The sequence below is a fragment of the Nostoc sp. NMS8 genome (assembly GCF_017115045.1).
Lineage (GTDB): Bacteria > Cyanobacteriota > Cyanobacteriia > Cyanobacteriales > Nostocaceae > Nostoc.
Window position 1 is genome coordinate 23,991 of record NZ_JABXKK010000087.1, and the last position, 8,119, is coordinate 32,109.

General features: G+C 40.2%; 7 protein-coding genes. 4 read left to right on the forward strand and 3 right to left on the reverse strand.

Going from position 1 to position 8,119, the window contains the following annotated elements:
- Positions 1-39: 39 nt before the first annotated feature.
- The 4 genes from HWQ39_RS17410 (at position 40) to HWQ39_RS17425 (ending at position 4,661) form a co-directional block, all read left to right on the forward strand.
- A complete protein-coding gene (locus HWQ39_RS17410) occupies positions 40-2,364 on the forward strand; it encodes a TolC family protein (protein WP_292847508.1) in 2,325 nt (774 codons plus the stop codon).
- A gap of 165 nt (positions 2,365-2,529) precedes the next feature.
- A complete protein-coding gene (locus HWQ39_RS17415; RefSeq protein WP_292847511.1) occupies positions 2,530-2,907 on the forward strand; it encodes a hypothetical protein in 378 nt (125 codons plus the stop codon).
- A gap of 111 nt (positions 2,908-3,018) precedes the next feature.
- Positions 3,019-3,528: a hypothetical protein gene (locus HWQ39_RS17420; protein ID WP_292847514.1), complete on the forward strand. Its 510-nt coding sequence runs from the start codon at positions 3,019-3,021 to the stop codon at positions 3,526-3,528.
- 353 nt (positions 3,529-3,881) lie between these two features.
- A complete protein-coding gene (locus tag HWQ39_RS17425) occupies positions 3,882-4,661 on the forward strand; it encodes a photosystem II S4 domain protein (RefSeq protein ID WP_292847517.1) in 780 nt (259 codons plus the stop codon).
- Between the two features lie 95 nt (positions 4,662-4,756).
- On the opposite strand, the gene HWQ39_RS17430 is transcribed toward HWQ39_RS17425, so the two are convergent.
- The 3 genes from HWQ39_RS17430 to HWQ39_RS17440 form a co-directional block, all read right to left on the reverse strand.
- Positions 4,757-5,533 (reverse strand): SDR family oxidoreductase, encoded by a 777-nt coding sequence (locus tag HWQ39_RS17430; protein ID WP_292847520.1) that lies wholly within the window; start codon positions 5,531-5,533, stop codon positions 4,757-4,759.
- Positions 5,534-5,769: 236 nt separating this feature from the next.
- Positions 5,770-6,699 (reverse strand): hypothetical protein, encoded by a 930-nt coding sequence (locus HWQ39_RS17435; RefSeq protein ID WP_292847523.1) that lies wholly within the window; start codon positions 6,697-6,699, stop codon positions 5,770-5,772.
- 371 nt (positions 6,700-7,070) lie between these two features.
- On the reverse strand, positions 7,071-7,628 hold the full coding sequence (locus tag HWQ39_RS17440) for a hypothetical protein (RefSeq protein WP_292847526.1): 558 nt from the start codon (positions 7,626-7,628) through the stop codon (positions 7,071-7,073).
- Between the last annotated feature and the right edge of the window lie 491 nt (positions 7,629-8,119).

Consider the following 8,119-nt stretch of genomic DNA (forward strand, 5'->3'; position numbering starts at 1 on the left):
TTTTCTGCCGCTAGATTGATTTTCGTGTGAGGGGATGCGGTGAAAGGACAGCAATTATTTTATAGCTTCTTACCTGGTGTAACGGCAGCGGTATTAACAACTCAGCCTGCTTGGGCTGGTACTGCGAAATTAACTAAGGTACAACTGGCGTCTTCTCCTAGTGTTTTGACTTCTACTTATGGTCAACACTTGGCTGTAGACACTATGAATACGCAACTGCCCAACAGTGCAAATGTTAGTGTTCCAACCCTAGTACCTACTTTTGGTTTTACTAAACTCAGTGTGAAGCCTTTAAGTAATAGCAGTATTCCAGTATTTACGGCTGAAAATACTGTTTTGCTAATGAAGAAAGATGAAGGTAGATTTTTAAGTCTGACACCTACCTCTAATCCTTCTCAACAGCCAGATGTGAGCCATTTTGCTCAAAGCAAGCAAAAACAGAGTAATTCAGACCTGAATGGGCAGAAATTAAAGAAGATGCTAGTTCCTAACTACACTTCAAAACCCGCTTCTGTCCAAAAAGAAATTTTGTCTCTGTCTTCTGCACAGCAGCCAGTCGGTCAAAAGATAAATACTGTTACTCAGTTACAAACATTTTTACAAACTTCAGCCACAGGTGGAGGAACAGCAAAACTGTTGTCAGCGCAGAGGTGTCCACAGGAGTTAGGAAAAAGCAAAACTTACTCCTCGACTAATTTGCTACTGGCCTCAAGCACCTGCTTACAACAAAATGCTATTGGCCTCGTGGCTCAAAGTAATACTCCCGTTCCGACAGATTCGACGCTAACTCCCACTGTACCGGAAACCGTAATTCCGACATCGGGGGGTTCGGTGCAACCTACCACTGTGCCAGGAACCGTAATCCCGACATCGGGGGGTTCGGTGCAACCTACCACTGTGCCAGGAACCGTAATCCCGACATCGGGGGGTTCGGTGCAACCTACCACTGTGCCAGGAACCGTAATCCCGACATCGGGGGGTTCGGTGCAACCTACTACTGTGCCAGCAACCATAACTCCTGCACCCTCAGGGCCGGTGCAAATTCCAGAGAACCTGATTCCTAACCCAAATCCTCTGCAATTTCCCACCAAACCAGAGGAAGTGAGACTTCAGGGGAATCAGCCGATTACTTTGGCACAGGCTTTGGAGTTAGCACGGCGTAACAATCACGATCTCCAGGTGTCGTTATTGGAGCTAGAACGCAATAGAGCGGCTCTACGCGAGGCGCAAGCTGCTTTGTTGCCCACTCTGGGACTTAGCACCGATCTGACTCGTAGTCAGTCTTCTAGTGGTCAGCTTCAGGACGCATTAAGCGGGCCATTTGCCTCTCAGCAAGATAGACCTGGTACATCTTTTTCTGGTCAGGCACAACTTTCATATAATATCTACACTTCTGGGAGAGTGCAAGCTAGCGTCAAAGCGGCTGAAGAACAAGTGCGTTTTAATGAGTTGGCTGTAGAAACTCAGTCTGAGACAATCCGTCTGAATGTTGCCACTGACTACTACAATCTGCAACAAGCCGATGAACAAGTACGGATTGCCCAATCGGCTGTAGTCAACTCTGAGGCGAGTTTGCGTGATGCAGAAGCTTTAGAGCGAGCTGGGGTTGGTACGCGGTTTGATGTGTTGCGATCGCAGGTGAATTTAGCAAATGCCCAACAAAATTTAACTAATGCTAGATCCCAACAGACAATTTCCCGTCGTCAATTAGCAACTCGGATCAGTTTGCCCCAAGGGATAAATATCAGTGCGGCTGACCCTGTACAATTAGCTGGTCTTTGGAATCCAACACTAGAACAAAGTATTGTGTTGGCTTATCAAAATCGTCCAGAACTGCAACAGCAGTTAGCACAACGCAATATCAGCGAACAACAGCGTCGGCAAGCCCTTGCAGAACTAGGCCCTCAAATTAGTTTGGTAGGCAGCTACGACATCCTAGACCAGTTCAATGATAATGTCAGCTTTACTGATGGTTATTCATTCGGAGTTAGGGCAACCCTAAATTTGTATGATGGGGGAGCCGCAAGAGCAAGAGCAGATCAGTCAAGAGTTAATATTGCGATCGCAGAAACTCAATTTGCTGAACAGCGCAACCAAATTCGCTTTCAGGTAGAACAAGCCTATTCTACCCAGCAATCTAGTTTGGAGAATGTTCAAACCGCTAATACTGCTTTAGAACAAGCTAGGGAAGCTCTACGTTTAGCGCGTTTGCGATTCCAAGCTGGTGTAGGCACTCAAACTGATGTTATTAACTCTGAAAACGACCTCACCCAAGCTGAAGGTAATCGAGTCACAGCAATTTTGGATTACAATCGCGCTTTAGCTCAGTTACAACGGTCTGTTACCCTCAGAGCATTACGCTAGAAGTACTGACTTTAACATCCTAATTAAAAATTCAAAAAGCCTCATTTTCCAATAATTACATTGAAGAATGAGGCTTTTTGGTCAAAAAAAACCTATTTGTAACAGGAATTTTGTGAAATGATATAGCATAACTGAGTGATAGATCGGTCGCCTTGTCAAAGACTCATGACTAAAGTAACATCTCAAGAGATTGCACAGTTTCGCTCTCAATTAGCAGATGATCCCAGCGATATGGAAGCGCTGGATTTGATTGAAGACTGTGATGGAGATTTAGAAGATGCAGCGATGACGCTAGCTATCCGCGCTGGACAACAGCCAGAAAGAGCAAATTCTGAGTGGTTAGATGCTTTAGCTAGAAAATGGCGTGTCGTCATTTGCGAACAAGAATATCGAGAAGATTTACTTAATACTTCTCTTCAAAAGATGATGGAACATTTAAAAACAACGCCAACCTTTCCTAAGATTTTGGCAGCACCAGTTTTAATATATGTCCTCAAGCAAGGCGTGAACAATTTTTGTGAACCACTAGATTTGCTCAAGTGATTGGATAATGTACATTTAACTCCTAACTCCTACTCAATACAAGATTGATTCGACCAGGACTGATACGCTGTTAATTAAGGCAAAACTTCTATTAGACAAATTGTAAAATCAATGAATTACCTTGTTGCCGTATTACCTGACCGGATTCAAGCCGAAGCTGCTTACTTAGCCTTAGAAAAAGAAGGCATAAACAGTACTATCCTGGGGAGGGGGTATAAAACGGCTGATGAGTTCGGCTTAATTGACCCCAAAGACCAAGCTAAAAAGCAAGCAAAATTGATGGCAACCTGGCTGATACCATTTGGCTTTTTTGCAGGTTTTACATTCAGCCTCATCACAGGTTTAGATACTTTTTCTTGGGCGGGTGAAGTTGGCAATCACATTGTCGGCGGACTGCTGGGTGCTGCTAGTGGTGCGATGGGTGGTGTGATTGTTGGCGGCGGAGTTGGTTTACTCGTAGGTGGTGGTGATGCTTTACCTTATCGCAATCGCTTAGATGCAGGTAAATATTTAGTTGCTGTTCAAGGTTCTGAAACTCTTACTCGGCAAGCAACGCGAATATTACGTCAGTTTGATCCAGAAAATATCCAAGGTTATGCTGACACAAATACTGTGTATTGAACCTAAGATAATGCTGGAACCGTCAGTTTAACTTCTGGCGGTTCCACATTCTCCACTATTGGATTTTCTGAGGGATTATCTGACATAGGAGTTCACACGTCACTCTGAGCAGATGGTTTGGTTAATGCTATTTCATTAGTTTCGGCACTAAAAGCAGCTGCCAGTTCAGGACTGGCGATCGCAACGGCGCTTTCATGCCATTCATTAAAACTTTGAGTGCTGGAACTATCAAAAGAAAACCATGAGAGATTTTTAGACTAGATAAAATGCCGCGTCAATAATTGCTTTAAAAAGTTAGAATCAAGATAGTTATAGCAGATTAATTCTCAATTCATAACTCATAATTTTTAAGAATGTTGCCACGAGAAGAACTTTTAAAAGGTGTTGAAAATCGAGATAGTGTAGCTCGTGTAATCGACCAAGCAGAACAAGCAATCAAAACTTGGGAAGTGGTTTTGACAGATTTTCTCTCTCCTCCAGAATTGGTGGAAATTCAACGGGTGTTTAACCGATTAACAGAAGTGCAATTGGTGGCGTGGGGGGGATATCCGCAAGCTGAACGCCAAAGAATAGCGATCGCTCGTTCAGAACTTCCCTTAGATCAATCTCAAGTCAGCCTTGTAGCTGTGGAAATTGCTGGTAATTTCCTGTTTGATACCGCCTCTCACCGCGACTTTTTAGGCGCAATGTTGGGGACAGGAATTGTTCGTGAAAAGACGGGAGATGTAATAGTTCTGGGAGAACGAGGGGCCCAGGCGATTGTTGCACCAGAGTTGGTGGAATTTTTGGAAATGAGTCTGAAACAGGTGCGATCGGTTCCTGTGAAAAGTCAGCGGATTGAGATAACTGAATTAAGGGTTCGGGAACCCAAGAAAAAAGAATTAACTACTGTGGAGGCTTCTTTGCGATTAGATGCGATCGCATCTGCTGGTTTTGGCATGTCTCGCAGCAAAATGGTTGATTTCATTGATGCTGGTGATGTCCGCGTCAATTGGAAGGAAATTACCCAAGCTAGTTCTCAAGTCAAATCAGGCGACTTAATCGCCATTCGCTCTAAAGGGCGTTTAGAAGTTGGGGAAATTGCCGTGACAAAAAAAGATCGTTACCGAGTTCAATTAACAAGATATATCTAATCAACTAGGAATCAGGAGTTAAAAGTTAAGAGTGAAAAGTTAGGAATTTTAAATTTATCACTTTCTTTAACTCCTAACTCTTAACTCCTAACTCCTTAAGCTTTAAAGTGCTTTGCTAACATATTCAGCAGAAGTTTGCGCGGCACAAGCCGAGATAATTTGCTTCTAATTTGAGTATTAGCATCAGAACTAATAACAGTTGGATAGCCTTTTTCTAAAGCCTCTAAAGACTCCCAAACCACTTTTTCAGAAGAATATACTTTATCTGTACTGCTTGCCAGTGATGGAGGAAAATTAGCTTCTGCAAAAAAGTTTGTTTCTATTGGCCCTGGACAAGTGGCTAAAATACGGACACCATATTGATAATTTTCTGCCCATAGTGCTTCACTAAAGCTAAGAATAAAAGCTTTACTGGCAGCATAAACAGAAAGGTATGGTATCGGTTGAAATGCCGTAATAGAAGATACATTAATAATGCTTCCAGAACGGCGTTGCCGCATCAAGGGTAGAAATTTATGGGTTAAATCTACCAATGCCAAAATGTTTAATTGTACGATTTTGACTTGTCTTTCTCCATCCCCTTCGGCAAAGTCGCCATAGTAGCCAAAACCAGCATTGTTGATTAACAAGTCAATAGTTAAATCCTTTGCTTTGGTGACATCAAATACACTATCAGCGGCATTAGGTTCTGTAAGGTCTTTGACTATAACCTCTACTTGAATTTTGTGTTGTTCTTGTAATTGTTTAGCTAATTGGCTTAATTTATCTTCAGAACGAGCAACGAGTACAAGATTTGTTTTGCGTGCAGCTAGTTCTTGAGCAAAGGCTTTACCAATACCACTAGAGGCACCAGTAATTAAAGCAGTTGGCATTCTAAATATTCAGATAGTTTTTAATCACTTATAAATCTTAGCTATGCTGACTATAAGTTTTAACTACCCAAAGTGATATACCCAAAAAGGTAAAAGCAATATTCATACCAATTCTGTATGAAGATACGCTAAACCATATTTGAGTACAAAAAATAAAAATGTAGACACAAACTAGTTTGCCGCAAGCTACGCGCAGCATCTCATAGAGAAGGACACAAACAAAGTAAATATCTTTACTAAGACTTGACTTTTGGAAGTGATGTAAATTCTCCGAATACACCAATATGGGATATTCTTAAATCTTCTTCATCTATATATTGAACAGAAGAGTCTATTTTTTCTGGTAATTTTCCGTGCTGGCATGACCACTCAAATACAAATTTAGAGTCTAAATCCTTGAGGTTAGAAAATATCTGCTTCCACTGGCTTCGCCGAATTCGATTTCCCCACCTGGATTGTAATTCTCTCGAATAGGCTTCTTGTGGATAAGCAAAGAAATCAAATGGTCTTTCACTTAAATTTTTGTGATCCTCTAAATGAATAAGATGAAACATAAAGCCATCTTCAGAGAGGCTACTTACAATATTTTCTAAAAGTGGCACAACATCCTCAACTGGTACATGCTCTAACACAGATTTGGAAAATACAAAATCTATTTTTTCTTTGCTAGGTAGTTGTTGAGATAAATCAATTGGAGCGACGTATTCTATACCCAAGTCGTGTAAGGCTTCTACAGAGAAATTTTTTAATGAAAGTAGTTTATTTAAACGTAAATAGATCATCTCGCGATCTTCAAATGTAGATAGACTATCTAAGATGCTCCAATCTACAGACTTACACACAGCTTTGAAAATATTGTCGAGTTGTAATAATGGGTAAATATCCGTTGCATAAACCTTTTTTGCTCCGAGAAGATAAAATACTAACGAATGAGTCAGTAACCACCCACTGCCAATTTCAAGACAAATTTTGTCACGCAAGGCATATTTTTCTTTACCAACCATAAGCAGATAAATAGCAACTTCATTAGCACAAATATCAAGCCTTTTACCTGCAACCGCTAGCTTGCTTGAATGCACTTTATTATGTAAAGATTGATATAGATCGGACGATATAATAATTGATTTTGTGCGTTCATCAAGGAGATTCTTTACTAAATTTTTCATTTTGCACACCTCTCTTGCTTAATTTATTGGGAATTTAACACAACACTGTTAACTGTACCAGTAACATGAGTTCCTGTATAACAGAATCATCTCACCTTTTTGCTTCTTATACAATTACGCTCAAGAGCATCTTTGCTGATGGATAACAGAAACCTTGGAATTGGGAACTGGGGATTAGGAGTTAAGGATTTTTTAAGATTTAAATGGGGATTTAGCGAAAAGTCGAGCTAGTCGCTTGATGCTAGTATCAGGGGTATCAAGTAATCGAGCATCAAGGATGTCCTTACTTGGGTAAACTGAATTTTTTATAAAGTCGGATGTTCTCAAGAATGATTTTTTCATGGCGATTCAAAGTCATTTTGAATTGCTAATTACCATTTTTCAGACCAATAAATGATTTCTGAGGCAGAACTATTAATAGCCACGCCGTAGCTATCTCCATGATTCCACTTGAAACCTGGTCTACCTTTGTCATCTGTATTTAATACTAATATTTCATAAGTAGGTGGGAAAGATTCTGTAGGCGAGTCACTGGTGTAGAAAAAAGTTGTCGGCACTCCGTTAGGCTGGTTGATGTGGTCATTTGTGTTACCACCCCTATATTTGTGCTTGGCACTATTTCTGTATTGTGAAAGTAATTTTTCAATTTTGTTTGGTGGCTCTTTTAGTCTAACTTGAAAAAAACTACTTCCCTGTAAAATTTCAGGAGAGTAAGCAATGCGAACGTTTTTGGCATCAGTGGGAATCTCATTAGGAAAGTGTTTTACCTGGTCATTATCAGACCATAATTGATTACGAATTTCTCTATAGCGTGAGACATCAGTGATGATTTTAGGCTCACTAGTACTGCTAAAAGTTGTTTTCATAAGAAAGCTTCCCCCGACAATACTAAAACTAGCAAGGGCTAATAAAAATTGCGATCGCTTCATCAAGTTGGGTGTGTCTAACTTTTATAGTCATATACCCAACTAATAAACTATATTCGTACTATTGCGGATATCCTATTGGAGATATTAACAGAAACTTTGTGTATCCAGAGATAATTTAGGATATTTGTAAAATTACTGTGAAGTTAGTCAATGTTACCTAGTCAAATACCGTAGATGCTCTTCATTGAGGTTAGTACTGCTGCTGTAGCTAACGAAATCAATTCCACAGATATTTAATTTTTTCAATTCTTCCTGATGCAGCAATCACTAAAGCGGATATATAAATAGTAGATGCACCTTAATTAAATCAAAGCCCTCAGCTTTTAGTTGAAGGCTTTTTTATTGCTAATATATTTTTGAATTCAGGAAATAATTTTGTCGTAAGTCTAATTTTCCCGGATATGGCAATAACTAAAGCGGATTAATAAATGGTAGATGCACCTTAATTAAATCAAAGCCCTCAGCTTTTAGTTGAAGGCTTTTTTATTGCT

Bases quoted from the DNA above. Each gene is read 5' to 3' on its own strand.
- HWQ39_RS17415 (WP_292847511.1), top strand. From the start codon at position 2,530: ATGACTAAAGTAACATCTCAAGAGATTGCACAGTTTCGCTCTCAATTA.
- HWQ39_RS17440 (WP_292847526.1), bottom strand. From the start codon at position 7,628: ATGAAGCGATCGCAATTTTTATTAGCCCTTGCTAGTTTTAGTATTGTC.
- HWQ39_RS17435 (WP_292847523.1), bottom strand. From the start codon at position 6,699: ATGAAAAATTTAGTAAAGAATCTCCTTGATGAACGCACAAAATCAATT.
- HWQ39_RS17430 (WP_292847520.1), bottom strand. From the start codon at position 5,533: ATGCCAACTGCTTTAATTACTGGTGCCTCTAGTGGTATTGGTAAAGCC.
- HWQ39_RS17420 (WP_292847514.1), top strand. From the start codon at position 3,019: ATGAATTACCTTGTTGCCGTATTACCTGACCGGATTCAAGCCGAAGCT.
- HWQ39_RS17425 (WP_292847517.1), top strand. From the start codon at position 3,882: ATGTTGCCACGAGAAGAACTTTTAAAAGGTGTTGAAAATCGAGATAGT.